The organism is Paenibacillus sp. W2I17 (assembly GCF_030815985.1).
Taxonomy (GTDB): domain Bacteria; phylum Bacillota; class Bacilli; order Paenibacillales; family Paenibacillaceae; genus Paenibacillus.
The window spans coordinates 6,250,118-6,276,888 of record NZ_JAUSXM010000001.1; the positions used below are offsets into that span (position 1 = coordinate 6,250,118).

Here is a 26,771-nt window from a genome sequence, read left to right on the forward strand (position 1 = left end):
TCAGATGGATGACGGAGAGTCAGCTGTGATCAAAAGTTGTATAGGCCTATATTATATCATTCATTGTTGGGAAGTTTGTTCATGACGTTCTGCAAATGTTCAACAGCTTTGATATGACGTCTGAGCAATTCCTGTCCAACATGAACAGGCTCGATTACGGTCAGCTCGGAACCAAACGACAGCAGGAAGGAGTAGAGCCATTCCCCTACATTCAGTTCGAGAGACACACGGAGCCTGCCATCAGGCTCTTTTTTTATGAGGGAAGGTTCGAAAAAATCATACACTCGGTATGCAATATTGCTGGAGAACGAGAGTGTAAGAGGAGTCAGGACAGGAGCTGCTTCTGATTCAGGGTCGTTTGATCCGGCAGTAACAGAGTGATCGTGTTTTCTCGCCAGAAAAGTCAACTGGGTGATCCGTTTCATCTTAAATGTCTCGAATTCTTTACGATCAGGATCATCATGAATGTACCCTTTGAAGTACCATGTACTGTTTTTGAATATAAGTTTCTGTGGCTCCACGGTTGGAATGCTCTTCTCACCATCCGAATTAACATAATGAAACGTAATCAGTTGATTCGTTAATATGGCTTGTTTCACCTGATTGAACAGTTCTCTCTCTTGCAGGGGGATGCTGCCCCATGGTGAGAAATTGAATTCGATCCAATCCAGCTTGTGATCAAACAGAGCGGTCAGCCGTTGCAGCATATGAGCACTATTAAGGTGTGGGATCGCACTGATGCTGTATAGCCCCATCAAAATTTCGTTCTGATCTTCTTCCGACAACAGGGACTTGTCCATGACATAGTTGTCCATCAGATGGATACCGCCATGCTTGCCGGTCGTGGTATAGACGGGGATACCCGCAGCGCTCAGCCGGTCGATATCGCGGTACACCGTGCGTACAGAAATCTCGAACATACGGGCGAGTTCTGGTGCGGTGGTTTTCTTTTTCTCCAATAACAAAAGCAACATTCGAAATAGTCGGTTATTTTCCATGCTCTGATTATACCATGACAATAGGTGTCAGGGTATGGATGGTACACTGGTTATATAGTCTTTTTGAGATATGAAGGAGGAACTGGTAATGACAATGAAAGAAGGATTTTACTGGGGTGGCGCTACGGCTGCCAATCAATTCGAGGGTGGATGGAACCAGGGTGGCAAGGGGCCAAGCACGTCTGACATGATGACAGGAGGAACACACACGATTCCACGCCGGATTACGCCAGTACTGGAAGAGGGCACGTATTATCCGAGCCATGAAGCGGTTGATTTTTACGGACATTACAAAGAAGATATTGCCATGATGGCAGAGATGGGCTTCAAAATGTTCCGCATGTCCATCAACTGGTCCCGGATCTATCCAAACGGTTATGATCTGGAGCCAAACGAAGAGGGATTGCAGTTCTACGATAATGTTTTTGCCGAGTTGAAAAAATACAATATTGAGCCGCTCGTAACGATCTCCCATTATGAAACGCCATTCGGTCTGACACAGAAGTATAACGGCTGGGCTTCCCGTGAAGTTATCGATTGTTATATCCGTTATTGTACAACCCTGTTCAACCGTTACAAGGATCAGGTCAAATACTGGCTGACGTTCAACGAAATCAACTGTCTGACGATGCCGATGGGTGCTTATATGGCTGCAGGTATTCTGTTTGAAGGTAAAGAGACACTGGTCGACGGAGTGGATGATCCTCAGACTCGTTTCCAGGCATTACATCACCAATTCGTTGCGAGTGCCAAAGCGGTGAAGCTGGGACATGAGATTAACCCTGATTTCCAGATCGGCTGTATGGTCGCTTTCATGACCACCTATCCAAACACATGTAACCCGGACGACATGTTGCTTGCACAGAAGAAAGACCAAATCTCCAATATGATCTGCGGTGATGTACAGGTTCGTGGAGCGTATCCTGGATTCGCCAAACGTTTCTTCGCCGAAGAAGGTATCCAGATCGAGATGCAACCGGGAGACGAGCAGACTTTGCGTGAAGGCTGCGTAGACTTCTATTCCTTCAGTTATTATATGTCTTTGGTTGAAAGTGCGGATGAGTCCCTCGAGAGAGCAGAAGGTAATCTGCTGGGCGGTATCAAAAATCCATATCTCGAAGCTTCCGACTGGGGTTGGCAGATCGATCCAAAAGGACTGCGTTACACGTTGAATCATCTGTATGATCGTTATCAGATTCCACTGATGGTGGTTGAGAACGGTCTGGGTGCTGTTGATGTGGTAGAGGAAGACGGCTCCATTCAAGATGACTATCGCATTGATTATCTGAAAGGTCACATTGAACAGATGAAAGAAGCGGTAGCTGACGGCGTAGATCTGATTGCCTACACCATGTGGGGATGTATCGACCTGGTTAGTGCATCCACTGGAGAGATGAAGAAGCGTTATGGCTTCATTCATGTCAATAAAGACAACGACGGTAACGGAGACTTGAGCAGAACACCCAAGAAGAGTTTCCACTGGTACAAAAAAGTCATTGAATCCAATGGTGAAGAGTTATAATTTGGTGTAAAAAAAATTAGATCGGTCTGTTCCCTTAAATGGGACAAGCGGTCCATGTGGTCCTGAACGAGTCAGGACTACTACATATGAATATAAAAAATACCCGGTTATCCTTCAGTTAAGGAAAGCCGGGTATTTTTTTGTGTAGTTCAATAGCGGGCCGCCTAGGCCAGCCTTCTGCTTTGCAGTTGGGACATGCGCTCCAAATGCCGCCGATAAAACCATATACATGTGGAGAGCCAGCAACCACTCAAGAAGTATCCGCCTACGATATCACTTGGATAATGCACCCCCAAGTAGATACGACTTATACCAATGGTCAGTATAAATACGGCGCTGGCAACAATCATCAGCACACGTCCTGTGACGGTGGGTACATGTTTCCAGATTAGAAAGGCCAGTCCACCGTACAGGCTAAATGCTGCCATAGAATGCCCACTGGGGAAGCTATAGCCGCTCACTTCAATGATCCGGTTAATGGTAGGTCTGGCACGCTGGAATACCAGCTTGAGCAATGCATTTAACAGGGTTGAACCTGCGAGCACACAAGCCAGGAAGAGCAGTTCGCGTTTGTGTCGCAGGAAAATGTATAACACAATCATGGCGATGATGGTAATGAAGACCACTGGCATTTCGCTGCCGATCCAGGTGAAAAGGTGCATGAATTGTGTCATACCAGGGGATTCCAACCCCTGAATCCATCCGATTAAGGTATCATCAAATCGATGAATTTGGTTGTCGCTGATGGACAGGGCGATGCTTATAAAGGCGATCATGCATAACGCTGCAACGAGCAGCGGGAAGGAGATATTCTTTTTCCAGTTGTGCATCAAATGTTGAGTTCCTCCGTGATGGTTGATTTCGTATGTTGTGTCCTTGTGTATCTCGGACATAACGATATTTGTATTGTGCTATAATTTTACAATAAATATAGCAGCAATAAAAATATGTAACCTTAACAACGCTTATTCAAGCAGAGAATGTAGGAGGGAGCGGTCGGAATGAAACGACGTTTGGTGATGTGCTTGTTAATCTTACTGTTGGTTACGTCTGGGTTAGCTCTATTTCCCGGAGAGAAAGTGTATGCTTGCAGTTGTGTCGAGAGTGATGCTCAAGAGAGATTGAAGGCAAACACAACTGTATTTACAGGAGAAGTGGTGAAGAAGGGACGTTCTCAACAGTCGAAGCATGATGGCTTATTAAGAGAGTATACCTTTGATGTAGATACTGCATGGAAGGGGGTTAATGCCAAAAAGATGAAAATTCTCGCGAGTGACGGTGGTTCTGAGTCCTGTGGCATTCAATTTGAAAAGAATCAGTCCTACCTGATCTATGCTTATCAATATGAAGTGGATCATAAGCTTCATACGAATCTGTGCAGTCGCAATGTTCCAATTGAACAAGCCGGAGACGATCTGAAATTGCTGGGTGCGGGAAAGCTTGTAAGTAAAGAAGATTTTGGAGAAACCAATGATGGTGGTGGGCGAAGTGGGCCTTTCTATCTCATATTATATGGTGGAGTCATTTTATTGGCAGCGTTGGCAATCGTGTGGATATGGAAACGAAAGAAAAGAATCTGATCAGGTCTAATGTAAATTGAAAGTTGGATTGTATAACATAAGGTTTGTATGATGGAAAAAACTAATCCCCGTACAGAACGTTAAGAAACTTTGACGTTCTATACGGGGATTTTCAGGAGTGGCGTCAAAATTGTATCCAATTGGAGCTGGGACTATCGATCCGATGGAACTAGTTCAGCTGCAACATGTATTCATAAGCTGTGACACCAAATACCCGTTTGAAATGACGATTCAGATGGGTCAGATCAACAAATCCGCAATCGGCAACAGCAGTATAGACGTCCTTCTGCTTTTCGATGGATTGACGGGCACGCTCCACCTTGCAGTTTAAGAAAAACTGGTAGGGGGATATACCTGCATGTGCCTTGAATTCACGGATAAATTGAAACTTGGACATGCCAAATTCGGAACTCAGGTTGTCCAGCTTGAGCACATCTTCAGTGCTGCAAAACATGATTTCCTTGGCTTTGCGGACCATATTGTCCTGAGGCAACCAGAGCTTGGTGTCCATTTCCTTCTGAGCCAGAAGGTGAACCAGATCGAAGACCCGTTCGCTGCACTCGGCTTCGTCCTGTCTGAGTTGAACGGCATCGTTCAGCATCAGGATCTTACGTGCAAGCTCGGGATCATAGACGATGGGACTTCCAAAACGCAATTCCTTTTTGCCTATAATCTCCTCAACCAAATCCGGCTTCAAATACAGCATCACATAATCAATGCCAGCCTTATCGTAGGAGCTTCCATCATGGGACTGTTCACGGTTAAACAACATGACACCATTTTGGTGAGACGCCTGATATTGTCCGTCCAGGTTGTATTGTTGAATGCCACGCAAGGTTACGCCGACCGCATACTCTTCATGGCAATGTTTTTTGTATGCAAAATCAGTAAAGCTGGCGGATAGTGCCAGCACGTCTTGCGACTTTTTATAGTTAAACCGTTCCATGCAGCACACCTCCCCAAGCTTTAGATTAATCCGGATACTATAATGGCTGAGTATAACAAAAAAAGTGCCATGAGAATACTCAGTAATTTTTGGTGCCGATTCAGCAACGTTTTGAAAACCGTGCCAAAAACAACCCAACTGGAATAGGCCAGAAAACCAATGAATGTAATGAGCAGCACGAACAGGAACGATGAGAATGAACTTTTATAAAAGGGCAATACATAACTTGGAATGACAGTGAAAGTAAACAAGACCACCTTTGGATTCACAAATTGCATGATGAAACCGTTCCAAAATCCGGTAACTTGTTTCGGTGCATCCTCGGTCGTACCCATCTTGTAGATCTGGTACGCCAGATACACCATGTACAGGCCGCCGACAATCTGCATCACCTTCAGAATTCCAGGCAACACTCCCGCAAGAAGATGATTAAGAAAAGCTGAAGCGGTAAGCAGCAGACCAAATGCCAACGTAGCTCCCCAGACATAGCGCATTGTTTTTCGTGCGCCAACTATCTGTGTAGAAGAAAGAATTACGATATTGCTGGGGCCAGGGGTGAATGTAACGACGATGCAGTAGATTAAAAAAGATGCAAGATTCATAATGATGATGCTCTCCTCTGGTTGTAGTTTAGTTCCATGATCATACGTCTAGCGGGAGAAACCATATAGTACATTATTGCAGCAGGTACACCGTTAGCAACAGGAGCTTCCTTTTAAAAGATAAGGGGGAGTTTTCTTTTTGAATGATTGCGTTTACAATTTAAACGAAGTATAAGGTGATCAGACGACTTGAGGAAGTGAACGGAATGAAAAAAATGCTGCTTGTTTACATTTTGCTAATCTCAGCCTTTGCGTTGTATGTATTGAGATTCGAATACACCAGTCAGGTAAACAGTTCATGGGAGGACCGTGGGCTGCGCGGTGATATCGGAGAGACGTATATCATGATTACATTCCAGTCCGGGCTAGAGTATTGGAAGAGCCCGCTCAAAGGATTCGAGGATGCCGCGGATGCACTTGGTGTGACCGTAGAATATCGCGGAGCTACCCGGTATGATGCGAAGGAGCAGACCATGGTGATTGAGCAGGCTATCGCTCGTAAGCCCGCAGGCATTGCCATATCTGCAATCGATCCACAATCGTTAGTTCCAGCGATTAACAAGGCAATCGACGCAGATATCCCTGTTGTATTATTTGACGCGGATGCACCTGATAGCCAGGCCTATTCTTTTCTTGGGACAGATAATTACAAGTCGGGTGTAATGGCTGCCGATAAAATGGCTGAACTGCTGGGTCGTGAGGGAGAGGTCGCGGTATTAAACTTGCCCGGACAACAAAATCATGAAGAGCGGACGAAGGGCTTCCGCGATACGATCAAGGAGAGATACCCTTCCATGCAGATCGTTGAAGTTGCAGACGGACACGGTGATGCGATGGTATCCAGAGACGAAACACAGAGAATGATGAAGGAACATCCCGAGCTGGCGGGGATTTTTGTGACTGAAGCCACCGGAGGAGCAGGAGCGGGGGAAGCCGTTCAAACTGCCGGGGACAGACATCCGTTGCAGATTATTTCGTTTGATACAAATAAGGCTACATTGGATATGATCAAGAACGGTACAATCTCAGCTACGATTGCACAGGGAACCTGGAATATGGGATATTGGTCACTCCAATATTTGTTCCATCTGCATCACCAGTTAACGGTTCCTGCCCCATCCTCATCCGGTGAAAATGCACCGCTTCCCGTGATGGTGGACACAGGGATCTCTGTGGTGACACGCTCGGATGTGGATGATTACTATGCCAAATAACAAGGAGGATTTCAAGAGTCCAGGGCATTGGAGCAGGAGAGCGATTCTCTCCACTTTCAGGAACGGGATTCGGCGTTTACGCTTGCGTAATATGCCCCTTCGCTACCAGCTGATGCTGCTTTTTCTGTTATTCGCCATTGTACCTTCCGTAGGACTTGGGTTGCTTGTGAACTGGACGGTGGAGCGGGTTGTTGAACGACAGGTTGAAGGGCATACCATGCAACTGATTGGCAAAGTGAATGAAGCTCTTAACAGCAAAATGGAGAATTTGCAAAACATGACCTATCTGATTGCATTTGACCCGGATATTGATGCTTTTATGAACGACAAAATGCCACAGAATGATGATGCAGGCATCGAACCGATGAACATGGACACCAATGCCGAAACGGAGCAAAATCGGTTATATGGCATCAAACAAACCTTGCAGGGGTTCACAACGTTGTATCCTGAAATCGCCGGGATTGTTCTCGTCAATGCAAATGGTGACTATATTAGCAACGAGATGTATCCCCGAGCGGAACAGAGCCTGATCCAGGAAAATTGGTACCAAAAAGCTTCGGCCAATCCGGGCATCTTCATGGTATTGGGTCAGCCGAAAGAGCGTAATCTCACGACACATGTACGTTACAAGGATGATGAGATTGTATCAGTTGCACGTTCCATAACGGATGAAGCGTCAGGGCGAGTGCGAGGCGTTATTATGATTGATCTTAAACTAAGGTCCGTCTCTCAGGCTGCCCGTAATGTAACCTTGGGGAAATCCGGTTATGTGATGGTGACGGATGAAGAAGGTCAAAGTGTATACAAGCCGGAGCACCCGCTAATAGAACACATTCCCACAGACTGGTTCCCCTCTGGTGAGAGTGGAACATTTACCGCCGATACAGAAGGTGGACGGTTATTATTCATGTATCAGTCGTCTACCTTTACGGGTTGGAGAACGGTAGGGGTATTTCCTACAAGAGACTCGATATCCGAAGTACGCCAAATCCAGTTTTACGTGGTTAGCTTTGTATTTGTGGTGTGTTTGTTTGGCCTGAGCGCCTCTTTATGGTTCTCCCGTTCCATTGCTCAGCCCATTTTCCGGCTCATGTCCTACATGCGCAGGGCGGAGACTGGCAATCTCAGACCAGGCCGCTGGAGTAATCGCGCTGACGAGATTGGCATGCTTGGCAACAGTTATAACCGAATGCTGGCACAGATTCGACAACTGATATCACTAAATGAATTGCGGGAGCGGCAGAAACGCGACGCTGAAATGCGAAGTTTGCAGGAGCATATCAAACCACACTTTTTGTACAATACCTTGGATACGATTCATTGGATGGCACGCAAAGAGGGTGCAGAAGATGTATCCGGCATGGTTGGCGCGTTATCTCGATTATTTCGCATAGGGCTTAGTAAAGGACAGGATTACATTCCACTGCACTCCGAGATTGAGCATATGACCAGCTATATGCAAATTCAGCAGACACGATACCGCGATCGTCTTCAGTATACATTGAATATTCCAGAGGAACTGCGGGATCTTTTTGTGTTAAAGCTGCTGCTTCAGCCCCTGATAGAGAATGCAATCTATCATGGAATTAAGGGCAGGCGTGGGCCGGGACACATTCGGGTGGAGGCCAGATTGGAACATAACAGACTGCTGCTGACCGTTCAGGATAATGGAGCAGGCATGTCCAACGAACGGCTTGCCGAGATGCAGCAGCTGCTCGAAGCTCCTTTGGCAAGTTTGGAAGCGTCTTCGCCTGGGATGACAGGCAAAAGTTATGGAATGTTGAATGTGCAGGCCCGTCTCCGGCTGTCCTTTGGCGATGAATACGGTATTGTGCTGGAGAGCCAGGAAGGTGAAGGAACTAGTGTGACCATCATTCATCCGTTGATGCGGGAGGTCCCACCAACCAAGCAAATCAATAACGAAGAGAGGCAGGAGAGTGAATGGGAAAATTCATGAAGTCGACCGTGACAACTTCCACTGAAACAGATGAGACATCCGCATTGACTACAGTAATGGAGATTACGCCGGATAGCCATGTGGCGAAGAAATACCGCGTGCTCATCGCTGATGATGAACCGATCATTCGTGAGGGGATTCGGGATGCCATTGACTGGACAACTCTCGGGATGGAGGTTGTAGGTGAAGCGGAAGATGGCGAGGAAGCGCTGGAACGGGCGGCTGATTTGGGTGTGGATATTGTTCTCGTTGATATGAATATGCCATTCCTGAACGGAATCGAACTAATCCGTGCCCTTCAGCAGAAGTGCCCGGGCTGTCGTTACCTGATCATCTCGGGACATGATGAATTTGCATATGCGCAGGAGGCGGTTCGTCTTGGCGTAGAGGATTACATCTTAAAACCTGTGCAAGCAGAACAATTATATGCTGCACTTGAGCGATTACATCAGCGACTTACTGAAGAGCACCAGAGGACGGCATATGTACAACAGGCAGCTCATCAGATTGAACGTAATATCCCGTTGCTTCGCCAGCGATTTATGCTGGAGTGGCTGGAGGGGCAGGCTGAAGGGAGGGATCTGACGGAGCAGCTTGTGTTTTTGCGGTTACCCGCCGTCTCACCTGTGCAGATTGGGGTCGTACGCTGGCCTGCCGCTGAAGCGCGTCAGACGATACTGAGAGAGAATGATCGTCAGTTGTTTCTGTATGCAGTGGAAAATATAATTAGTGAACTGCTGGGGGACCTGCCGCATGTCCTGTTTCGGGACGTAAGCGGCTTGATCGGCATGTGTCTGTGGCAGGAAGCCCCCGAAGAAATAGAGTCTCTTCTGGAACAGCAGATCAGTTCTTGCCTGAATATTGCCATTCATGCTCATGTGGAGACACATGCAGGTACACTGGAAGAAACGCCGGATACGTACCGTCATTGCCGTGAACGGGTATACGGGGAAGTGCAGTTGTCCCCTCTGGTTCGCCGGGCAAGACAACTTATTCACGAAGAATATGCCGAGCGGGAACTGACCCTGGAATCGCTCGCTTCCCGTCTACAAGTATCTGCCGTATATCTTAGTCGTGTGCTGAAGAAAGAGCTGAATGATTCCTTTGTCACGCTTGTCACGCATGCTCGCATTCGCAAGGCTATACAGTTATTAGACTCAACAACATTGCCGATCCACACCATAGCTGAGCGTGTAGGTTATGATACCCAGCATTATTTCAGCACTGCATTTAAAAAAACAATGGGCATTTCGCCAGTGCAGTATCGAAAGAACGGGGGGACGGCTTATCATCCTTCCGCGAATTAAATATCGTATTACAGTTGTTCATTCAGACGTGTGATAAATGAGTTGGATATGTTCTACTTCGTGTGAAGCGAAGTGGAGCATGTCCTTTTTTTTGACTCTGGTATGGTATCTCATGGATCACACTTGTACTTTAAGCGTTCCCATCAAAAGTTAAATTTTTATAAAAAAGGTTCAAAACGTGCAAAGACCTTACGGCTGCTCCAATGCTACCATTGGTCTCAGACAGGAACACCAAGCAACAGAATGTACCACATGCATTGTAAGCGTTATCTTATAACTCATTCAGAACCGTATGACGTGAGGAAAGGGGAACTTCATATGAAAAAAGGAGCAATGCTCATCTGGCTTCTGGTGATGACCTTGATGCTCTCGGCCTGCAATCTGGCAGAGAGTGGCCCAGGCAGCAAAGAAAAGGGATATGTCGGTATATCGATGCCAACCAAATCATCAGAACGATGGGTGGGAGACGGGGAGAACATGGTCCGTCTGTTTCAGGAGCAGGGGTACAAAACCGATCTTCAGTATGCTGAGGACGTGGTTGAAAATCAGATTTCACAGATTGAAAACATGATCACCAAAGGTGTGGATGTGATGGTCATCGCGTCCGTGGATGGCAACACATTAACGGATGTAATCAAGAAAGCGCATGACGAAGGGATACAAGTGATCTCGTATGATCGGCTCATTCGCAATACACCATATTTAACCTATTACGCCACGTTCGACAATTTTAAGGTGGGTGTGCTTCAAGCCTCCTACATCGAACAAAAACTTGGGCTCAAGGATGGAAAAGGACCGTATAACATTGAGCTGTTTGGTGGCTCTCCTGATGATAATAACGCCTATTTCTTCTTCGACGGTGCGATGTCTGTGCTGAAGCCGTACATCGATTCCGGAAAACTGGTGGTACGTAGCACGCAGATGACGATGGCTCAGATTGCGACCTTGCGCTGGGACGGTGCACTGGCCCAGTCACGGATGGATAACCTGCTGAGTGCGTATTACTCGAGTGATAATCTGGATGCAGTATTATCTCCTTATGATGGAATCAGTATTGGTATCATCTCATCCTTGAAAGGGATTGGTTACGGTACTTCGAACAAACCGCTGCCCGTTATTACAGGACAGGATGCCGAACTTGCCTCGATCAAGTCAATTGTGGCCGGGGAACAGACGCAGACGGTGTTCAAGGATACACGGAAGCTAGCCGAGAAGACGGTAGAGATGGCCAATAGTATTTTGCAAGGAAAACAGGCGGAAGTTAATGATACAACATCATATAACAACGGAATTGAGGTTGTTCCGGCGTATCTCTTGGATCCCATCTCGGTGGATCGTACAAATGTGGAGCAGGATATCGTTGGTACACAGTATTACACGAAGGAAGAAATCGGACTGAAATAATAAATGAAAGGAGCACATCCCATGGCCGGAATCATTCTGGAAATGAAAAACATCACCAAAACCTTTCCTGGCGTCAAAGCGCTGGAAAATGTCAATCTGAAAGTCCGTGAAGGCGAAATTCATTCCATATGCGGTGAAAATGGCGCAGGTAAATCTACGTTGATGAAGGTACTGAGTGGTGTATATCCACATGGCACGTATGAAGGCGACATTTTATTTCAGGGCAAAAATTGTGAGTTCAAGGATATTAAGCAGAGCGAGGATCTGGGAATCGTCATTATTCATCAGGAGTTGGCCCTGATCCCCTACCTTTCAATCGCGGAAAATATATATCTGGGCAATGAGCGTGCCAGCAAAGGAATTGTCAACTGGAAGGAAACTTTTGTGGGTACACGGGAGCTGCTCTCGAAGGTGGGACTGAGCGAAAATCCAAACACGCTGGTATCCAGCATCGGGGTAGGCAAGCAGCAACTGGTCGAAATTGCGAAAGCGCTCTCCAAAAAGGTGCGACTGCTAATTTTGGATGAGCCGACCGCTGCATTGAACGAGGACGACAGTGAAAATCTGCTGCAATTGATGCTGGAATTCAAGAAACAGGGCATCGCCTGTATCCTGATCTCACACAAGCTGAATGAGGTATCCAAGGTATCCGATTCCGTGACCATTTTACGGGACGGTAAGACAATTGAGACGTTGGATATGAAGAACGAAAAAGTGACGGAGGACCGGATTATTAGCGGAATGGTAGGACGTGATCTCACTAGCCGTTATCCGGAGCGTCATGCCACCATTGGTGAAGTTATCCTTGAGGTAAAGGACTGGACGGTATATCACGAACATCATGCCGAGCGGAAAGTACTGGATCAGATCGATATGAATATCAGACGTGGTGAAATTGTAGGGATTGCCGGGCTGATGGGCGCTGGGCGTACTGAGCTTGCCATGAGTATCTTTGGCAAATCCTATGGCCGGAATATTTCGGGACAGCTCATCAAGAATGGTAAACCGATCCACAACAATACTGTCACGGAGGCTATTCAGAACGGGTTTGCTTATGTGACAGAAGACCGCAAGGAATACGGACTCATTCTGATGGATGACATCAAGCGCAATATTTCTTTAACGGGTCTGAGCAAGCTGACGCGAAACGCAGTAGTGAACGAGCGTGAAGAAGTACTGGTGGCGGAAAAGATGAAGAAAAGCATGAACATCAAAGCACCAAGCATTTTGCAGAAGACCGGTAATCTGAGTGGAGGCAACCAGCAAAAAGTGGTGCTCAGCAAATGGATTTTTGCCGGACCAGATATTCTTATACTGGATGAACCTACCCGCGGTATTGATGTGGGAGCGAAATTCGAAATCTATACGATCATTCATCGGCTTGCTGCTGAAGGCAAGGGCGTACTGGTAATCTCATCCGAGCTTCCGGAGGTTCTTGGCCTGTGTGACCGGATCTATGTGATGAATGCCGGGCGAATCACCGGTGAAGTCAGCCGGGAGCAAGCATCCCAGGAAACATTGATGAGATATATGACCAAGTCTGGAGGCGGCAAGCATGGAAATGATAACAAAACTGTTCAAAAATAATATCCGTCAATACGGCATGATTATTGCCTTGGTAGTGATTATGCTCTTGTTCGAGGTACTTACAGGCGGGCTGTTACTCAAGCCGATTAATATTACAAATTTGATTTTGCAGAACAGCTACATTTTGGTGCTGGCGATCGGAATGGTGCTGGTCATCATTACCGGGCATATTGACCTGTCTGTTGGTTCCATTGCAGCCTTTGTTGGTGCCGTTGCCGCGATTATGATGGTTGATTGGCAGCTTCCGGCTTGGCTTGCAGTCATCGCTTCTTTGCTGGTTGGCGCTTTGATCGGTGCATGGCAGGGCTTCTGGATCGCCTATGTGCGGATTCCGGCATTTATCGTGACGCTGGCAGGCATGCTGCTATTCCGCGGCTTAACGATGATTGTGCTGGAGGGGCAATCGATCTCTCCTTTTCCGGGTGGTTTCCAGAAAATAAGCTCTGGCTTCCTGGCGGACATTCAATTCTCAGGTTTCGGTCTGGTATCCATCATAGTGGGTCTTGTGCTCACCGTCTGGTACATTGTCAATGAACTGCGGGAACGCCGTTCCCAGCGAAAATATGGATTTGAGGTCGTGTCACAGGGACTGTTCTTGCTCAAGTTGATTGTGGTGGCTGTTGTGACAAATCTGTTTACGTTTGTACTCGCAAGTTATGCAGGTATTCCGAATATCCTGGTCCTGCTGTTTGTCTTGATCGTTGTGTACTCCTTCGTTATGAATCGTACTGTCATGGGACGGCATGTGTATGCGCTTGGAGGTAATGAGAAGGCCGCAGGTCTGTCCGGAGTCAAAACAAAAAAGGTAACCTTCTGGGTTTTCGTGAACATGGGTACACTTGCCGCGGTATCCGGGTTGATCTTCGCCGCACGTCTGAATGCAGCTACGCCAAGAGCGGGTACCAACTTCGAGCTGGATGCCATTGCGGCCTGCTTCATCGGTGGTGCTTCCGCTTCAGGGGGCATAGGTACGGTATTTGGTGCCATCATCGGTGGTTTGGTTATGGGTGTGCTGAATAACGGGATGTCCCTGATTGGTCTCGGTATTGACTGGCAACAGGGGATTAAGGGATTGGTACTGCTGCTCGCTGTAGCGTTTGATATCTATAATAAAAATAAAAGATCAGCGTAACACTTGATAAAATGAAAAAACAGACCTTGATCTCAGGATCAGGTCTGTTTTGCTGTATGCACAACTTATTTACATCAAGGCATCGAGGAAACGTGTGGCGATCCCAAAATAGATAAACAGGGACAAGATATCATTCAATGTGGTGATTAACGGGCCAGAGGCAACAGCCGGGTCAACTTTGAAACGACTAAGTAGAAGCGGGATGCATGTACCGGTCAGTGTACCAATGACAAGAGTGAGGAACAGAGATACCCCAATAATGGCGCCCAGCAGCCAGTCCCCTTGCCAGAAATAAGCGATGACAGTAATCAGCAATCCACATACCAAGCCAATCATTATGCCTACCTTGATCTCCCGACCAATCAGTGCGAGTACGGTGGCTTTGTCGAGTTTGCGTCCGATCAGTCCGCGTACCACAACAGCCAGAGACTGCGTTCCTGTGTTACCGGTCATACCTGCGATCATCGGCATGAAGAATGCCAGTGCTACAACTTGATTCAATGTATCCTCGAAGAAATCCACAATACTTCCCGAGATTAGACCAATCAGCAGCAATAGAATGAGCCAGGGAAGCCTGCGTCTGACGGCAACGAGTGGTTTGGTATCAAAGTCGATATCTTTACCGCCGCCCCCCATCTTGGCCAAATCTTCACTGGCTTCATCCATAATAATATCGATGACATCATCCATCTGAATGATACCGCATAACCTGTGATTTTCATCCACCACCGGAAGTGCAATAAACTCATAACGCTGTAGAAGCTGTGCTGCTTCTTCCTGGTCCATATCTACCGTTGCATGGATCACCCGCTGGGTCATCAGTTCTTCAACCTGGGTCTTATCGTCAGCCAAGGCAAGGGATCGATAACTCACGACACCGACCAGTTTGCCTTCATTATCGGTTACATAGAGATAACTGGAGGCTGAGATATGCATGGTACCTTGCGATTGTCGTAAGGCTTCCTTGGCTGTCTCATGAGCGAGCAAGGTCCGATATTGATCTGTCATGATGCGTCCTGCCGTCTCCGGCGGGTAATTAAGCACGGATCGGATAATGGCAGAGTGATCCAGGTTCATATTGGTCAGCAATTCTTCTCTGCGTTTGGAGGGTAAATCGTGCATGAACCGAATCAGATCACTTTTGTCCATCTGCTGCATGACTTCAAGTGTTCGTTCCGGCCCAAGTCGTTCAAACAGTTGAATCTGTTCGTGCAGCTTCAAGGTCTCGGCGAGATCCGCCAGAGCATCGGGTTTGAACAGGAGCAAAAACCGATTAGTTTCTTCTTCAGGGAACTTTTTATATACAAGTGAGAGGTCGTAGGGATGCAGTTCTTTCACCAATTTATAGAAATCGGGAAGGTTCCGGGATTGTACATGTTGCACGAGTTGTTCGGTGATCTCCTCCACGGAGAAATCTTTTTTGGTATGAGGTCCGTTCATATCGACACTCCTTTCTAAACGGTCAGCTTCATATTTTTAAACGAAATGGGTTGGCGGTTAAACAAAATCGAGAAAAAGAGAATATCCAAAATGATATTGTAATCTTGCTCAAACATTCGATATGGGCTTACAAACAGCCGCTGCAAGGATATACTTGTTGTACAGCAACAGACGAGGAGGACATGCGCTAGTGGAAGTAGATATCAGAACACAATTGCTCAGCATGGTTGAGCCGGAGTATCAGAAATTCTCGGCTGCACTTATTCCCAACATCACGAATGTACTAGGTGTCAGGTTGCCAACCTTACGAAAAATTGCCAAGCAACTTGCCGCCGGGGACTGGCGCACGTATCTGGAAACGGCAGAGGATGAATATTTTGAAGAAGTGATGTTGCAAGCGATGGTCATTGGACATGTACAGGCTGATCTGGACGAACTGTTAAAGGCTATTGAAACATTTGTACCCAAGATTGACAACTGGTCGGTGTGTGACAGCTTCTGTGCGGGACTGAAATATACGAAGGTTCATTCGGAGCCCATGTGGGCGTTCTTGCAGCCCTATCTGAGATCAGATCAGGAATATGAAATCCGGTTTGGTGTGGTAATGCTGTTGAATTTTTATCTGAATGAGCGATATATCGATCAGGTTCTATCCGCATTGGATCAGATTAGGCACGAGGCGTATTATGTGAAAATGGCAGTTGCTTGGGCCATCTCAATGGCTTATGTGAAACAACCTGAGGTGACTATGTGTTATCTGAACCATAATACCCTGGACGATTTTACGTATAATAAGGCACTTCAGAAAATCACGGAATCTTATCGCGTGGATCAGGAGAGCAAGCAAATCATCCGCAATATGAAACGTAAGGTGAAGAAGCAGGTTACCTCCTAGTTCTAGCATTAAGCATTCCACCAGGGAGAGGGCGGTAAACGAATGAGAAAAAAGTTGATGTACACCACGATGCAGTTGGACGGTCGTCCATGGGTACTGCTCGCTACGGAACAGGGATTGTGCCGAGTGGTCATGCCAAACGAAACATTGGAAGATTGGAACGGCTGGATACAGAAAGTTGCACCTGGCGTGGAACTGGAAGAGAACGAGCATGCTCTGAAACAAACAGGTATGATGGACTGGCTACAGTCCTATTTTGCAGGAGAATCCATGGCTTATACAGATGCGATCCCACTGGACTTGATCGGAACGAACTTCCAACAGGAGGTATGGAGAGAGCTAGGGCATGTGCCTTACGGTGAAATTCGGACCTATGGTGATATAGCTGCTGCAATTGGAAGACCTTCGGCTGTGCGAGCAGTTGGGGCTGCCAATGGGGCCAATCCAATTCCGGTTCTGCTACCATGCCACCGCATTATCGGGGCTAATCGCAAGCTGACCGGGTTCCGTGGAGGCCTGGAGATGAAGCGCAGACTGCTGGATATCGAACAGATTGAAGGTGTGACCGATGGAGGGCATGCGCGGTTTCATTTTTAAGCCTGATAATAGTTAGAAAGTGAAAGTCCAATATGAATTAAAGCATATTTATTATTTAGAGAGCATCATAAACAATTTTGATTATCCTTGTTTTTCTTTATTTGGAATAAAATAAGTGATTTGTAATATGAAAGTGGTATATAATCTATGTGTGGTATATATATATCTTAAATACAACTACTAGGAATATGCATATTCAATGAGGATTCAAATTTAATTCAGAAAGGAGGAACTACGATGTCGTATGCTCCTCAAAAGCGTCATTCTAATCGAGCAAAGCGCTGGATCATTACGATTGGAATATTCATAGTTGTTCAAATAATTTTTATCGCCATTGATGGCACTTTCTTGGAACCCAGTATAAACGATAGTGACAACGTATTGGCCAAAACGGTAAGAGGGATTTTGGAATCAAAATTACTCACCGAACGGATTGCCCCGTATTCTTTTCCATTTTTTAATTTGTTTTTGATAGTTCACGTTGTTGCAATATTGATTCAAGCATTGGGAGATAGTATATCAGCTATATTTGCAAAAAGATAAGCAAACAAATGGCATGATACTAAAAGATTTATAGAAATCCAATTTGCAAGCTGGTTATGGTAAACACCAGGAGCCAGCTTGTTATTTTTTCTGATGACGTTCTCTTAAGATCACCTTATCTATAATTCCTCTTTTTCAGCTTTCTCTCCACATCAGTCACTTCTAAATATCAAATGTGCAGTTTCAGAACATTTTAATAATTCAAACGCATAAACAAGAGTGAGTTCTCAAAGAGTCGATGTTACGTGAGGAACGTCCGTTTGCAGCAAAGTGGAATTTTGAATTATTTTGGCAATTATGGTAGAACTATATGATAGGTTATGATACAATAGTGGAAAAAATATGTAAATGTAGATTATTTAGTTTACTATCTTGGTGATCATCAATTAATATATTTATGGATTTGGACATAAAAAGAATTCTTACATAGATATATGAGGGGGGAAATCACAGTTGGAAGATATACATATAAGTTCCGAGGAGTTAAACGGCGTACATCTTCACCTGTACAACACGAATAAATTTAAGACAGTAAGCATTATGTTAACGATGAAGTCGCCTCTCCAAGAGAGTTTGATCACTGCAAGAGCACTCATTCCCCATATCCTGAACGGAGGGTCAATACATTACCCGAATCGTAAGTTGATACAACAAAAACTTGATAAATTGTACGGAGCAACTCTCCTTCTAGATGTACAAAAAAAAGGTGAAGATCATAGCATTGTTTTTAGGATGGAGATACCTGCGGACAAATTTCTTGATGATTCTGCTTCATTACTGAAGTCGTCTCTTGAGTTATTGCATGAGATCGTTTACAATCCCTTAATTGAAAATGGAGGGTTTCATTCTATAATTGTTGAACAAGAGAAACGTTCCTTAAAACAACGGATTGATTCAATACATAATGAAAAAATGCTATACGCGAATGTTCGCTTGCTAGAAGAGATGTATAAAGGTGAGCCTTACCAAATTCCAGCATTCGGAAGAAAAGAAGATATTAATTCACTGGATGCAATATCAATTTATCAAGCCTACGAAAATATGCTTCAAACGGATCGTTTTGACTTATTTATTGTGGGTGCGTTTAACGAAGATCAGGTCAAATTAATGGTGCAGAACATCTTTTGTGAACAACATAACAATGAATTTATGAAAGGGTTTTCTTCTGCAGGTGTAACTGTAAATGATATTAAAGTTATTGAAGATAAAATGGACGTAAAGCAAGGTATCCTTCTGTTAGGGTACAGAATTTCTTCGACAATACAAGATGAGGATTACGAGGCTGCAAGAGTGGCGAATGCTATTTTTGGCAGGTTCCCATCTTCCAAGATATTTCGTAATATACGTGAAAAGGAAAGTCTTGCTTACTTCTCTCATTCCCAAATGGAAAGCAATAAAGGATTATTGATCGCTATGGCAGGGATTGATTTCATTCATTATGAACGTGTAGTTGAAATGATTAGAGAACAAGAGCGTGCCATGAAACAAGGAGAATTTACAGATGCGGAAGTTGAACAAGGTAAAGGAATGTTGATTAATCTATTACTGGAAGCGCATGATTCTCCTGTAGGAATTATGGACATATTCATTCAATCTGTGGATAGTGGATTATCTATTGATATACATGATCAAATTCAAAGAATTAGTAAAATATCAAAAGCTGATGTTATTTGCGCCGCTAAAAAGTGGGAACTGGATACGATCTACTTCTTGAATAGAGAGGAGTGAATGAATTGCACACCATTATTTACGAGGGATTAGAAGAAACCATATATTATGAAAAGCTCGCCAATGGCCTTGAAGTGTACATACATCCCAAGAAAGACTTCCATAAAACAGTTGCTACATTCACAACTAAGTACGGTTCGGTAGATAACAAATTTTCACCTGAAGGAAAAGATTATTTTGTTCAATTCCCGGATGGAATAGCCCATTTTTTAGAACATAAGATGTTTGAATGTGAAAAATGGGATGCATTTCATAAATTTGCAGAGCAAGGAGCCTTTGTTAATGCATTCACCGGTTTCACTCGTACGGCATATACATTATCGGCTACATCTCGCATAAAAGAGAATCTCACAACTCTTCTTGATTTTGTTCAGGAACCCTATTTTACAGATGAAACGGTAGAAAAGGAAAAAGGTATCATTGAACAGGAAATAAAAATGTATGACGATAATCCAGATTGGCGTGCACGATTTGGTGTTCTGGATAATCTGTATAAGAGTCATCCAGTTAAAATCGATCTTGCAGGAACAATTCCTTCTATTCAACAAATTACAAAAGAGGATTTGTACACTTGCTATAATACATTTTATCACCCGAGCAACATGTTGCTTTTCGTTATTGGACCTGTAGTTCCTGAAGAAATTTTAAGGCTTGTTCGAAGCAACCAGGAGCAAAAAGAATTTCCGGAAACTAAAAAGATTCGCCGTTTTTTTCCTGAAGAAGGTGCTGCAGTGAACAAAAGCTCAAGTGTTATAAAATTGCCAGTTCCGATTCCTAAAGTTTTTATTGGATACAAAGAATCATTTCCGATAAAACAAGGACAAGAGATACTTAAATATGAGTTGTCATTAAATGTTTTGCTTGAGTTGATGTTCGGAAGCGGTTCAGAAACTTATGAGAAAATGTATGAGAATGGTTATGTGGACAAATCATTTAATTTCGAATATACACATGAAAAGAATTTTGGGTTTTCGATCATAGGTGGAAACAGTCATTCGCCTGAAGACGTAATTAAAATTATAAGTGAAACCATCGAGAAATTTAAAAAGGACTCCATCAATCAAGACGATGCAGAACGTGTTATTAACAAAGAGATTGGTGCATTTTTAAGTGCCATTAACTCGCCTCAATTTATCGCTAATCAATTTACACGTTATCGTTTTAATGACTTGGACTTATTTGACGTATTGTCAACACTTGAGAGCTTAACAGCATCTGATCTTGAAGATGTACTGCATGTACACTTTTCGGATGATTCAAGAACAACATTAATTGTAAAGGACAAATAGAAGACAGAAAATCAGGAGGTGAGAGAATGTCAAATCTTTTAGAAATTAAAAATGTTAGAAAATCCTATGGAAACAAGGTTGTCTTAAAGGGGATTTCATTTAATGTCCCATCCGGATCAATTGTTGGTTTTATTGGCGATAACGGTGCGGGGAAATCAACAACATTCAAAATTGTATTAGGGTTAATTTCCAATGACGATGGCATGGTGAACATATTTGGAGAAGAAAATATAAATAAAAACCCTAAAATCAAAGAGAAGATTGGCGTCGTATTTGATGCAGCTAATCTGCCGGCTCATCTTACAATAAAGCAACTGAATAAAGTTTTTGGCAAATTGTTTGATTCTTGGGATCAGGATAACTTTCATCGTTTAGTTAGTTCTTTTTCTCTTCCTGTAGATAAAAAGGTAAATGAATTTTCACGTGGGATGTCAATGAAACTGTCAGTTGCTGTTGCATTATCGCATAATGCACAATTATTGCTTCTTGACGAAGCGACGGGAGGGCTTGACTCCTCATCAAGAGAAGAGATGTTAAATGAGTTAAAAAGTTTTTGCCAGCAAAGAAAACGGAGGTATATTACTTTCCTCTCATATAATGAGTGATATTGAGAAAATAGCTACTCATCTTGTCATTATAAAGGAAGGTGAAATTTTGCTGAATGCAGAGAAAGATGAAGTTTTTGAAAACTATACAATTGTAGATATGGACATGGAAAAACTTAATTCACTTAACCAAGATATCGTGGTTGCCAAAAGAAACCTTGATACGTATTACAGTGTACTTGTATCCGATAAAAAGCAATTACCGCATGATCTGGTGACAAAGCCCATCTCAATGGATGACATCAGCTTATTATTAACAAGGAGTAATGAATAAATGAACGGTTTATTATTGACAAGTTATTATTTAGTTTATCGGAGTTCCTTTTTATATACGGGACTGGCCATACTGTTATCGGTCATCATTTTAACATTTGCAGATGCCTCTATGCACCGGTTAGTTGCACTGTTAAATATCTTGCTTATGGTGATGTCTGCCCTTGACGTAATCAAATTCGAGGGTAAGTCGGGTTATGATAAATATGTTCTTACTCTACCTGTCAGTAGAAGTACTATTGTACAAAGTCACTACCTCTTCTATTTTTTGGTGGTAATTTACGGAGTTATACTATCGTATAGCATCTTTTATATATATGATCTGGTGTCAGGCAAGCCGATCAATGAGATGTCCAATTCTATCTTTTTTGGGATTTTCGCAGTTCTTCTCACTGGTGCAATAAATTTTCCACTGTACTACATCTTTGGTCCAGAAAAATCGGATTCCATTACATTGGGGAGTGTAGGTGGGGCGATATTGATTACGATTGTTTCACAAAGCTTGGTTGGTTATGTGGCATCATTCTTTAACCCGAACAATCCAGATCTACTTGCCCCGTTTATTTACTTAATATTTGGTGTTATTGTCTATATTGTATCTTTATGGTCTGCTATTCTAATATACCGAAGGAAAGAATTTTAAGAATGACAAGTTTATAAAACAGGCTCAAAAATTTTTTTGAAGGCTGTTTTAATATGTAATTCGTCTAACAACGTTAATTATTTCGATAATAGAGTACGTTAAAGCTAAATCGGAGGGGTTATGTATGGAAGGAAATATGCTATACAATCTATATTTAAAACCAAACTCGGAATATTACGGTAAATTGGAGAATGATGCAAAAAAGCAGAATAGGTATGAACTTGGTGACATTCCTGATACATATGCGGTTATCTCAGATCGTGAATCGGTTTGGAAGCACTATCATGTTAAAGGTTCACGACTTCCTGATCAGGGATGGAAAATTCATGTTACAGCGTTATTCGAAGAATCACAGAACCTGTTAGATCGGGTTTCTAAATTATGTATAGATGAGCGGATTGAGTTCAAGCACCTCAAGGATAGACAAAGTTTTATCAAAACGAATTCGAAGAATGCCAATCGTGCTTCTTCGGGGAAGTTTATAACAATATACCCTGTGAATAACAATGTCTTTGTAAAATTGTTAGACATGTTATGTCTGGCAACCCAAGGGTTTAAGAAAGGCGCGTATATACTTAGTGATAAGAGATGGAAAAATAGTAATGTATTTTACAGATATGGTGGATTCAGGAGTATATATAATGAATATGGAGAACATTGTATTAAGGATGGACAAGGTAATCTAGTTAAAGATGAGAGAACGCCTTTTTATCAGGTTCCTGATTTTGTGAAAGATTTTGATGATTATCTGAATTCACTAAATTATTCTGATGATCTGGAAACTAAAGGGGATGGCAATTTAGAGCGATATGAGATTGAAAGTGCACTTAGCTATAGTAATGCGGGTGGGGTATACCGTGCGACTCGAAAGAAAGATAACCTGAATGTGATTATCAAGGAAGCCAGGCCAAATGCTGGTTTGGACGGTTCAGCTCATGACTCCTTATCGAGACAGATAAAGGAATATGATGCTTTAGCGAAGCTTAAAGATGTAACGGGCGTTGTAAGTTTAATAGAGTATTTTCAAGAATGGGAGCACTACTTTTTGGTGGAGGAATTCATTGAAGGGGGAGACTTAAGGCAGTGGCTCGCTCAACACTTTCCATTCTTTAGAGACGATGAGCGTATGCGTAATCATGCCGCAAATGTTAAAAAGGTATTGTTGCAACTTTTTACACTGATAGATCAGATGCATAAGAAAGGAATAGCCATGGGTGATTTTCAGCCAGCGAATATAATGGTGGCTGATGACTTAACCGTGAGGCTAATTGATTTTGAAACAGCTATGCATGTAACCTCCAAAGACAAACCCACTATGATGACCATCGGATTCGCATCCCAGGAAATGAAGATCAGTGGAGCGAGAGATTGGTTTGGATTAAAGAAATTAACAAAGTATCTGGCTCTTCCAGTGTTATCTTCGGAAGTTTTAGATGAGTACCTACAATACAATCATTTCAGATGGATAAAAGAGATTTATGAAGACTCATTTTACCAATTTATTGTAGATTTACAGGAGAAATGTGACCGAAAAAATAAGAAATTACCAAGAGTATTTTCCTAAAGAAATGGTCCTTTCTGATAAAACAAGTGACTTTAACATCTCCTCAATCACGAAGAAATTAATAGAGGGCATGCAGGATAATTTAACAAATGATGAAAGATTTGTTCATGGAGATATCCGCCAGTTTGAGATGAATGGGGGTAAATTCAACTTTTTAACTGGTGGGACTGGTGCTGCTTTTACACTTATCAAAAATAATACGAACTCTCTAGAAGTCGATAAGTGGATCCAAGACTTTTTGTTAGGAAATTTAAATACTATTGAAGCCAATGGTATGTTTGATGGGAAAACAGGGATATTGGCTTTATTGTATGAAACAGGTTATGAGGCAGTTGTCTTAAATGAATTGAAGAACATAAGAGCTAATATGAACGAATCCAATATTTCTTTGCGCTCAGGTCTTTCAGGAATAGGACTGTTCGTCATCAGTTTATATATCGAGACAGAAAACGATGAATATTTACAGTTTGCGAAGGAAATTGAAGAGTCAATTGAAAGAAATCGAAATAACGATGCGCGGTTTAGCACGAATGATTGGATGGCAGTAGGGATAGGAGTAATTGATGGGTTATCAGGTGTCTCTCTCTTTTATTCCGCCATGTATTCCATCACGGATGATAAACAGTATTTGGAGAGAGCTAGACAATTAATAAAGGAGGATCTAGAAAAAACAATATTTGATGAGGTAACCGGCTCCCTACAAACATTGGATAATCGAAATCGTCAATTGCCCTATCTTTCAGGAGGGTCGATTGGAATTGGAATTGCAATATGGTTTCTAAATCATGTAAGTGGAGAAGAGGCTTATCAAGAAGAAATCAATGCGATTACAAAGTTGTCACAGATCTGTTCCACTATTAGTGGTGGGTTGTTCGATGGGGCAGGAAGCTTCCTTTTAATTCCTTCTTTGATGAAAAATAACGGGGATCGTGAAGTAATTATTAAAGAGGTATTGAGCCTGCTTAATTTATTCTTAATTGATAAAAATGGATATTATGTATACCCGGGTCAATTCTCATATAGGCTAGCGGATGATGTGTATACAGGTAGCTCGGGAATAATACTGGCATTGATGGGGATCGTCAAAGATAACCCGCTCTATTGGTTGCCACTAGTCAATTCAGATGAATTTCTGACAAGAACTAAAGCTCACGATGTTTCAGTAACGAGTTAATAAAAATTAGTTGAGAAATATATGGGTATATTGTTGAACATAAATTTTAGGAGGAGGTGAAAACAATGAATGCAGTGTTGGAATTGCAGAAATTATCCAATAACAAAGAGGGCAAAGGTCATGCCGTGGAAGCAACAGTAACAACAATTACAGTAACCATTTTTCTTTCAACATTAAGTAATCATTGCTAAAAAGTGAGTATCATTCCGGAAAAGGAGGTGAAAACAATGAATGCAGTATTGGAATTGCAAAAATTAGCAAAAGACAAAGAAGGTAAAGGCCAAGCTGTGGATGGAACAATTACAACCACATGGACTGTAACTACGTTCCTTTCAACAATCAGTAACAGCTGTTAAAAGTATGATTTCCACTTAGAAAAGGAGGTGAAAGCAATGAATGCAGTATTGGAATTGCAAAAATTAGCAAAAGACAAAGAAGGTAAAGGCCAAGCCGTGGATGGAACAATTACAACCACATGGACTGTAACTACGTTCCTTTCAACAATCAGTAACAGCTGTTAAAAAATCTATGAAATAGAACTGCAAAAAACGCGCCATTTTACTAACTTCAATAACTGGTTGCTTAGCTGATTTTAGCTGATCTTCAGCTAAGCAACGCATTATTTTAGATACAAACCAACCAATAAAAATTCAATAGAGGTGAAAAAATGGAGAAATTACTGGATATAGCTAAAATTCCCGAGCCATTTGAGGAAGGATCAGTACAAATCTGGCTTGACTCAAACCGTGCTGACTTTGTTTTGAAAGCTCATTTTGATGAAAATATTCCTGGTGGAAGCAAGGGGAACGATTTTATTGATGAAACTGTTAATTTTATTAGCGAAATTGCACCGTTGACGAAGTATAAAAAGATCATTGATTTAGGTTGTGGCCCAGGCCTGTATTCCCAAAGTTTAGCTGCTAGGGGATATGAGGTTGTTGGTGTGGATTTTAATGAAAAATCAATTGAATACGCAGTTCACGAAGCCCAAAAAAAGGGTTTAATAATAGATTACAGAATCGAAGATATGACTAACATTGAGATTGAACAGGAGTTTGATCTTGCTCTACTAATCTATGAAATCTATAGTGTCTTTAATCCGGAAAACAGAAGAAAAATACTTAGCAATATCCATCGTGGTTTAAAGTCCGGAGGATTAGTTCTATTAGATGTGTTATCGGAGAATAGTTACGAAAAATTTGAGCAAAATTTTATGTGGGGTTTAACTAGAAAAGATAATCCATTTTCGGATAAAAAACATTTATCTTTATTTGCTTCAATAAAATACCCTGATCATGTGACTTTGTCAAAAAATGTTCTCGTTTTTGGAGATGGTGAGCTAGTTAATTATCATTACTGGAATCAACATTTTACGATTGAAAGTCTGGAAAAAGAAGTGAATGATGCCGGATTTACTCTCGAAAAAATATACGCAGATGTGAATGGCGGAGAGTATCAAGCGGAGGGTGAGTCTTTCGCGGCGGTTTTAAAGAAGAAATAAGGATTATGACCCGCCACCGACAGTTTTCACATTAAATGCTTTGTCTCGAACGTCCTCTCTCTCCAGTCATGCATGGAATTACCCCGGTTCTTTACTTTTCGGTTCATGCTGCGGATCCTCTGCTTACTCTCTCGATCAACGCGAGAGGATTCCGTTATTTTCTGGAGAGACTTATGATGTGAAAAATCATTCGGAGCAGTATACTTCAGATTATCCATATCACTTCATGTTTATCATCATAAAGCCTGGAGATAGTCCAAGCAAGCG

25 protein-coding genes and 1 pseudogene are annotated in these 26,771 nt (G+C 42.9%); 21 read left to right on the forward strand and 5 right to left on the reverse strand.

All coding sequences use genetic code 11. The features are described 5' to 3' along the window. Positions 1-56: 56 nt before the first annotated feature. On the reverse strand, positions 57-998 hold the full coding sequence (locus QF041_RS27930; protein WP_307416428.1) for a helix-turn-helix transcriptional regulator: 942 nt from the start codon (positions 996-998) through the stop codon (positions 57-59). 88 nt (positions 999-1,086) lie between these two features. Here QF041_RS27930 and QF041_RS27935 point away from each other — a divergent pair, with 88 nt between their 5' ends. Then, a complete protein-coding gene (locus QF041_RS27935) occupies positions 1,087-2,520 on the forward strand; it encodes a glycoside hydrolase family 1 protein (RefSeq protein WP_036617092.1) in 1,434 nt (477 codons plus the stop codon). Between the two features lie 164 nt (positions 2,521-2,684). Here the strand turns inward: QF041_RS27935 and QF041_RS27940 are convergent, their stop codons facing one another. Beyond that, positions 2,685-3,350, reverse strand: coding sequence for a phosphatase PAP2 family protein (locus QF041_RS27940; protein WP_074096154.1), 666 nt, complete (start codon positions 3,348-3,350; stop codon positions 2,685-2,687). Positions 3,351-3,521: 171 nt separating this feature from the next. Between QF041_RS27940 and QF041_RS27945 the strand changes: the two genes are divergently transcribed. Continuing rightward, positions 3,522-4,100, forward strand: coding sequence for a hypothetical protein (locus QF041_RS27945; protein WP_307416429.1), 579 nt, complete (start codon positions 3,522-3,524; stop codon positions 4,098-4,100). A 169-nt stretch (positions 4,101-4,269) separates the two neighbouring features. On the opposite strand, the gene QF041_RS27950 is transcribed toward QF041_RS27945, so the two are convergent. Both QF041_RS27950 and QF041_RS27955 read right to left on the reverse strand, forming a co-directional pair. Beyond that, the gene (locus tag QF041_RS27950; RefSeq protein ID WP_307416430.1) at positions 4,270-5,046 is read right to left on the reverse strand and encodes an AraC family transcriptional regulator; all 777 of its coding nucleotides are present in this window, start codon (positions 5,044-5,046) and stop codon (positions 4,270-4,272) included. 20 nt (positions 5,047-5,066) lie between these two features. Then, positions 5,067-5,648, reverse strand: a complete 582-nt coding sequence (locus QF041_RS27955) for a LysE family translocator (protein WP_307416431.1) — start codon at positions 5,646-5,648, stop codon at positions 5,067-5,069. Positions 5,649-5,854: 206 nt separating this feature from the next. Here QF041_RS27955 and QF041_RS27960 point away from each other — a divergent pair, with 206 nt between their 5' ends. From QF041_RS27960 to mmsB, 6 genes are all read left to right on the forward strand, one after another. Further along, positions 5,855-6,862, forward strand: a complete 1,008-nt coding sequence (locus QF041_RS27960) for a substrate-binding domain-containing protein (protein WP_307416432.1) — start codon at positions 5,855-5,857, stop codon at positions 6,860-6,862. Positions 6,863-6,953: 91 nt separating this feature from the next. After that, positions 6,954-8,822, forward strand: coding sequence for a cache domain-containing sensor histidine kinase (locus tag QF041_RS27965; RefSeq protein WP_307417065.1), 1,869 nt, complete (start codon positions 6,954-6,956; stop codon positions 8,820-8,822). 8 nt (positions 8,823-8,830) lie between these two features. Next, a complete protein-coding gene (locus QF041_RS27970; protein ID WP_373461408.1) occupies positions 8,831-10,129 on the forward strand; it encodes a response regulator in 1,299 nt (432 codons plus the stop codon). Between the two features lie 318 nt (positions 10,130-10,447). After that, complete coding sequence (gene chvE, locus QF041_RS27975; RefSeq protein WP_307416433.1) at positions 10,448-11,533, forward strand: multiple monosaccharide ABC transporter substrate-binding protein; 1,086 nt, start codon at positions 10,448-10,450, stop codon at positions 11,531-11,533. A 21-nt stretch (positions 11,534-11,554) separates the two neighbouring features. Further along, a complete protein-coding gene (mmsA, locus tag QF041_RS27980) occupies positions 11,555-13,120 on the forward strand; it encodes a multiple monosaccharide ABC transporter ATP-binding protein (protein ID WP_307416434.1) in 1,566 nt (521 codons plus the stop codon). Continuing rightward, on the forward strand, positions 13,089-14,252 hold the full coding sequence (gene mmsB / locus QF041_RS27985; protein WP_036674453.1) for a multiple monosaccharide ABC transporter permease: 1,164 nt from the start codon (positions 13,089-13,091) through the stop codon (positions 14,250-14,252). The genes mmsA and mmsB overlap by 32 nt, the downstream gene beginning before the upstream one ends. A 69-nt stretch (positions 14,253-14,321) precedes the next feature. Here mmsB and mgtE read toward each other — a convergent pair whose 3' ends face one another. Continuing rightward, entirely contained in the window at positions 14,322-15,692 is a 1,371-nt protein-coding gene (gene mgtE, locus QF041_RS27990; protein ID WP_307416435.1) for a magnesium transporter, read from the reverse strand. Positions 15,693-15,882: 190 nt separating this feature from the next. On the opposite strand from mgtE, the gene QF041_RS27995 reads away from it, so the two are divergent. The 13 genes and pseudogenes from QF041_RS27995 to QF041_RS28055 all read left to right on the forward strand — a co-directional run bounded on the left by QF041_RS27995 (position 15,883) and on the right by QF041_RS28055 (position 26,504). Beyond that, on the forward strand, positions 15,883-16,587 hold the full coding sequence (locus tag QF041_RS27995) for a DNA alkylation repair protein (RefSeq protein ID WP_307416436.1): 705 nt from the start codon (positions 15,883-15,885) through the stop codon (positions 16,585-16,587). Between the two features lie 42 nt (positions 16,588-16,629). Further along, a complete protein-coding gene (locus tag QF041_RS28000; RefSeq protein ID WP_307416437.1) occupies positions 16,630-17,184 on the forward strand; it encodes a methylated-DNA--[protein]-cysteine S-methyltransferase in 555 nt (184 codons plus the stop codon). A 237-nt stretch (positions 17,185-17,421) separates the two neighbouring features. Continuing rightward, positions 17,422-17,727 carry a YfzA family protein gene (locus tag QF041_RS28005; protein ID WP_307416439.1) on the forward strand — a complete coding sequence of 102 codons (306 nt, stop codon included), beginning with the start codon at positions 17,422-17,424 and terminating at the stop codon, positions 17,725-17,727. Between the two features lie 453 nt (positions 17,728-18,180). Continuing rightward, positions 18,181-19,455 (forward strand): EF-P 5-aminopentanol modification-associated protein YfmF, encoded by a 1,275-nt coding sequence (gene yfmF / locus QF041_RS28010; RefSeq protein ID WP_307416440.1) that lies wholly within the window; start codon positions 18,181-18,183, stop codon positions 19,453-19,455. After that, positions 19,452-20,744, forward strand: a complete 1,293-nt coding sequence (yfmH, locus tag QF041_RS28015) for an EF-P 5-aminopentanol modification-associated protein YfmH (protein WP_307416441.1) — start codon at positions 19,452-19,454, stop codon at positions 20,742-20,744. Before yfmF ends, yfmH begins: the two co-directional genes overlap by 4 nt. 26 nt (positions 20,745-20,770) lie before the next feature. Then, a pseudogene (locus tag QF041_RS28020) lies at positions 20,771-21,623 on the forward strand (ABC transporter ATP-binding protein). Continuing rightward, positions 21,624-22,265, forward strand: coding sequence for an ABC-2 transporter permease (locus QF041_RS28025; RefSeq protein WP_307416442.1), 642 nt, complete (start codon positions 21,624-21,626; stop codon positions 22,263-22,265). It abuts the pseudogene before it with no gap. 124 nt (positions 22,266-22,389) lie between these two features. After that, entirely contained in the window at positions 22,390-23,829 is a 1,440-nt protein-coding gene (locus tag QF041_RS28030; protein WP_307416443.1) for a class III lanthionine synthetase LanKC N-terminal domain-containing protein, read from the forward strand. Continuing rightward, entirely contained in the window at positions 23,789-25,003 is a 1,215-nt protein-coding gene (locus QF041_RS28035) for a lanthionine synthetase C family protein (protein WP_307416444.1), read from the forward strand. The genes QF041_RS28030 and QF041_RS28035 overlap by 41 nt, the downstream gene beginning before the upstream one ends. A 65-nt stretch (positions 25,004-25,068) precedes the next feature. After that, complete coding sequence (locus QF041_RS28040) at positions 25,069-25,194, forward strand: class III lanthipeptide (RefSeq protein WP_218639197.1); 126 nt, start codon at positions 25,069-25,071, stop codon at positions 25,192-25,194. 36 nt (positions 25,195-25,230) lie between these two features. Then, complete coding sequence (locus tag QF041_RS28045) at positions 25,231-25,359, forward strand: class III lanthipeptide (RefSeq protein ID WP_218639195.1); 129 nt, start codon at positions 25,231-25,233, stop codon at positions 25,357-25,359. 36 nt (positions 25,360-25,395) lie between these two features. Further along, positions 25,396-25,524, forward strand: a complete 129-nt coding sequence (locus tag QF041_RS28050; protein ID WP_218639195.1) for a class III lanthipeptide — start codon at positions 25,396-25,398, stop codon at positions 25,522-25,524. 146 nt (positions 25,525-25,670) lie between these two features. Further along, positions 25,671-26,504 (forward strand): class I SAM-dependent methyltransferase, encoded by an 834-nt coding sequence (locus tag QF041_RS28055; protein ID WP_307416445.1) that lies wholly within the window; start codon positions 25,671-25,673, stop codon positions 26,502-26,504. Positions 26,505-26,771 lie beyond the last annotated feature (267 nt).

What these genes read in the sequence shown, in the direction of transcription:
- QF041_RS27930 (WP_307416428.1), bottom strand. Translation starts at nt 998, where the DNA reads ATGGAAAATAACCGACTATTTCGAATGTTGCTTTTGTTATTGGAGAAA.
- QF041_RS27935 (WP_036617092.1), top strand. Translation starts at nt 1,087, where the DNA reads ATGACAATGAAAGAAGGATTTTACTGGGGTGGCGCTACGGCTGCCAAT.
- QF041_RS27940 (WP_074096154.1), bottom strand. Translation starts at nt 3,350, where the DNA reads ATGCACAACTGGAAAAAGAATATCTCCTTCCCGCTGCTCGTTGCAGCG.
- QF041_RS27945 (WP_307416429.1), top strand. Translation starts at nt 3,522, where the DNA reads ATGAAACGACGTTTGGTGATGTGCTTGTTAATCTTACTGTTGGTTACG.
- QF041_RS27950 (WP_307416430.1), bottom strand. Translation starts at nt 5,046, where the DNA reads ATGGAACGGTTTAACTATAAAAAGTCGCAAGACGTGCTGGCACTATCC.
- QF041_RS27955 (WP_307416431.1), bottom strand. Translation starts at nt 5,648, where the DNA reads ATGAATCTTGCATCTTTTTTAATCTACTGCATCGTCGTTACATTCACC.
- QF041_RS27960 (WP_307416432.1), top strand. Translation starts at nt 5,855, where the DNA reads ATGAAAAAAATGCTGCTTGTTTACATTTTGCTAATCTCAGCCTTTGCG.
- QF041_RS27965 (WP_307417065.1), top strand. Translation starts at nt 6,954, where the DNA reads ATGCCCCTTCGCTACCAGCTGATGCTGCTTTTTCTGTTATTCGCCATT.
- chvE (WP_307416433.1), top strand. Translation starts at nt 10,448, where the DNA reads ATGAAAAAAGGAGCAATGCTCATCTGGCTTCTGGTGATGACCTTGATG.
- mmsA (WP_307416434.1), top strand. Translation starts at nt 11,555, where the DNA reads ATGGCCGGAATCATTCTGGAAATGAAAAACATCACCAAAACCTTTCCT.
- mmsB (WP_036674453.1), top strand. Translation starts at nt 13,089, where the DNA reads ATGGAAATGATAACAAAACTGTTCAAAAATAATATCCGTCAATACGGC.
- mgtE (WP_307416435.1), bottom strand. Translation starts at nt 15,692, where the DNA reads ATGAACGGACCTCATACCAAAAAAGATTTCTCCGTGGAGGAGATCACC.
- QF041_RS28000 (WP_307416437.1), top strand. Translation starts at nt 16,630, where the DNA reads ATGAGAAAAAAGTTGATGTACACCACGATGCAGTTGGACGGTCGTCCA.
- QF041_RS28005 (WP_307416439.1), top strand. Translation starts at nt 17,422, where the DNA reads ATGTCGTATGCTCCTCAAAAGCGTCATTCTAATCGAGCAAAGCGCTGG.
- QF041_RS28025 (WP_307416442.1), top strand. Translation starts at nt 21,624, where the DNA reads ATGAACGGTTTATTATTGACAAGTTATTATTTAGTTTATCGGAGTTCC.
- QF041_RS28030 (WP_307416443.1), top strand. Translation starts at nt 22,390, where the DNA reads ATGGAAGGAAATATGCTATACAATCTATATTTAAAACCAAACTCGGAA.
- QF041_RS28040 (WP_218639197.1), top strand. Translation starts at nt 25,069, where the DNA reads ATGAATGCAGTGTTGGAATTGCAGAAATTATCCAATAACAAAGAGGGC.
- QF041_RS28045 (WP_218639195.1), top strand. Translation starts at nt 25,231, where the DNA reads ATGAATGCAGTATTGGAATTGCAAAAATTAGCAAAAGACAAAGAAGGT.
- QF041_RS28050 (WP_218639195.1), top strand. Translation starts at nt 25,396, where the DNA reads ATGAATGCAGTATTGGAATTGCAAAAATTAGCAAAAGACAAAGAAGGT.
- QF041_RS28055 (WP_307416445.1), top strand. Translation starts at nt 25,671, where the DNA reads ATGGAGAAATTACTGGATATAGCTAAAATTCCCGAGCCATTTGAGGAA.